This window comes from Acidimicrobiales bacterium (assembly GCA_035533095.1).
Lineage (GTDB): Bacteria > Actinomycetota > Acidimicrobiia > Acidimicrobiales > Palsa-688 > DATLUM01.
The window spans coordinates 1-2,528 of record DATLUM010000085.1; the positions used below are offsets into that span (position 1 = coordinate 1).

Genomic DNA, 2,528 nt, shown 5'->3' on the forward strand with positions numbered 1-2,528 from the left:
CTCCGTGATCGGCGTGCAGGTCGGCGTAGAAGCGGCCGAGCTCCTCGCCCAGCACGCGCGACAGCGGCACCGGGGCCGCCTCCACCATCGCCACCTCCACGTTGAGCTGGCGGGCGGAGGCAGCCACCTCGCAGCCGATCCATCCGGCTCCGATGACGACCACTTTGGATGCGGACGCCAGAGCTCCTCTGAGCCGGTCCGAATCGGCCAGGTCCCGCAGGTACAAGACGCCTTCGAGCTCCGCGCCGGGGAGGGACAGCTTGCGCGGCTCGGCACCGGTGGCGAGCAGGCAGGAATCGAAGGGGATCCGCTCACCGTTGTCGAGGACGATCCGCCTCCTGCCGATGTCGAGTGCTTCTACGCGGCGGGACAAGCGGAGACCGATGTCGTTGGCCCCGTAGTAGCCGGCTTCGTGAACGAAGATCTTCTCCTGTTCGGTCGAGCCCTGCAGGTAGCCCTTTGAGAGCGGCGGACGTTCGTAAGGTCGCACAGGCTCCTCGCCGATGAGCAAGATCTCGCCTTCGAAGCCTTCGCTGCGCAGAGTCTCCGCCGCTTTGGCGCCGGCGAGGCCCGCGCCGACGATGACGAACCGGGGTCCGCTCATTTCGCCGCCACCTCGAGTACCCCTCGGGCCAAGGGGACGGCCAAGAGGTCCATGAGCCCGAACAGGGCGGCGACCACGGCTCCCAGGAGGCCGACTGCTATCAACCACCGCGCTGCATCGACGAGCGAAACGGAGCCGTTGCTGTTGACCCGACTGATGATGTCGAACACCAGACTCGCCACCCAGGCCCCAACGGGGATGGTCACCAAGATGGGGTGAAACGGGTGACCGTAGGGCCCGGCGAGGGTGGAAACCGGTTGCCTGTCCCGGCTAGGTGTGACTGTCGACATGACGCACCTCTTTCGTTCAGGCCTTCTCGCGCATTGCCCTCACCTGAATATAACTAATAGCAGTATACGAAATCAAGTTTCGCCCTGTAATCATCGGAATTGATTCCCTTATCGACTACCCACATTTGAGATATTCTTCACCTGTGAACGAAGAGGAGGCGGTGGCCGCCCTGTCACTGCTCAACGACGACGTCCGGCGGCGCCTCCACCGCTTCGCCCGCCAATCGCCCGATCCGGTGACCCGGGAACAGGCGGCGAACGCCATAAGCGTGTCCTCCAAGCTCGCGGCCTTCCACCTGGACAGACTGGTCGATGCAGGTTTGCTGGTAGCCGATCACGAGGTGCCCCGAGGGCTGCGACGCCGGGTGGGACGAGCGCCGAAGCGCTACCGGCCGTCGGGATCGGAGGTGTCGCTGTCCATCCCCGCCCGTCGCTACGACCTCGTCGGGGAGATCCTCGTTGACGCCATCAAGGAGATCGACCCGCTGAGAAGCCCGGAGCAATCGGCCTGCCGGGTCGCCTTCGCACGCGGCCATGAGATCGGTCGTGCCCGCAAAGAGGAGCTGAGGCGGGGCCGACTCGGGGCCGAGCGAGCGGTCGGCGAAGCCAGGGGCCTGCTCGAAGGACTCGGTTTCGAGCCTGTCGCCGAATCGAACGGTCTCGCACTGAGGAACTGCCCGTTCCACGCGCTGGCGCAACGTTCCCCAGAGGTGGTCTGCGCCCTCAATGCCGCGTTCATCGATGGTTTGCTGCGGGGCCTCGGCAACGACACCGTCGTAGCCGAGTTGGCGCCCGAAGCCGGCCTGTGCTGCGTGAGGGTGCGGCCGCCCTCGTCGTAGCCTCCAAGAGCCAGCAGCGTCCGGTGTGAGCGGGCCTCCCCCTCTTCCCCGGTCAGCTGGTGGTGAACGTGGCGGTGGCCATGACCTTTCCGTCGGGCCCGATCAACCGGGCGCCTACGAGCTCTGAGGTTGTCTGCGGATCGGGAGCGCCCCACTTGCCGCTGCCTTCGACGAGCTGGAAGTCTCCAACCGTGATCACGGTCCCGTCGCGCGCGACGAGCTGGCACGTCACCGTCCCGGTCAGCGCGGCGTGATCAACGTTCATGGTCACCCACGTGGGATGACCGCCCACGTAGACGGTTCCCACGGAGCGTTCCCCTTGGTGGAGCACGGCGGTCAGTTCGGCCGGTTCGAGGTGACGCGATGGGCCAGTGAGGTCCGTGACGGCGAATCCGATGACGCCTGCGATTGCTGCGGCCAGGGCAGCAGCAGCCGTAACCAGTCGAAAACGACGGCTGCCCTCGGACCGGTGGCCGATGGCCGCGAGCACCGAGCGATCGAACCCGAGTGGTGGCTCGGCATCGGGGATCAAATCGAGCAGTTGGTCACCGACTGCTCCGGTCTCGTCAACCTCGTAGCGGCACGCGGTGCAACTCGAGAATGGCCACCTCTCCCGGCCCATCCTGGACCGGTCCGAGCAGGCGAATGAGGTCCCTAGGATCGACAGGGTCGGCCGTGCTGCCGGCGCTGTCCGGTGGGTAGGCGGTTGCGCGCCGGTAGCTCGCGTGCCTAGAAAGCTGGATGTGCCCCCCGCTTCCGGCAAAGCAGGACCTCAGCCGACGCCCGAGACGGCCC

4 protein-coding genes are annotated in these 2,528 nt (G+C 66.3%); 1 reads left to right on the forward strand and 3 read right to left on the reverse strand.

What is annotated here, in order from left to right; genetic code table 11:
* Positions 1–604: FAD-dependent oxidoreductase (locus tag VNF71_10790; protein ID HVA75036.1), on the reverse strand; the 604-nt coding region annotated here is incomplete at its 3' end.
* Entirely contained in the window at positions 601–894 is a 294-nt protein-coding gene (locus tag VNF71_10795; GenBank protein HVA75037.1) for a DUF2231 domain-containing protein, read from the reverse strand. The genes VNF71_10795 and VNF71_10790, both read right to left, overlap by 4 nt.
* A 143-nt stretch (positions 895–1,037) precedes the next feature.
* Between VNF71_10795 and VNF71_10800 the strand changes: the two genes are divergently transcribed.
* Positions 1,038–1,733 carry a hypothetical protein gene (locus tag VNF71_10800; GenBank protein HVA75038.1) on the forward strand — a complete coding sequence of 232 codons (696 nt, stop codon included), beginning with the start codon at positions 1,038–1,040 and terminating at the stop codon, positions 1,731–1,733.
* 52 nt (positions 1,734–1,785) lie between these two features.
* Here the strand turns inward: VNF71_10800 and VNF71_10805 are convergent, their stop codons facing one another.
* Positions 1,786–2,355, reverse strand: a complete 570-nt coding sequence (locus tag VNF71_10805; protein ID HVA75039.1) for a hypothetical protein — start codon at positions 2,353–2,355, stop codon at positions 1,786–1,788.
* Between the last annotated feature and the right edge of the window lie 173 nt (positions 2,356–2,528).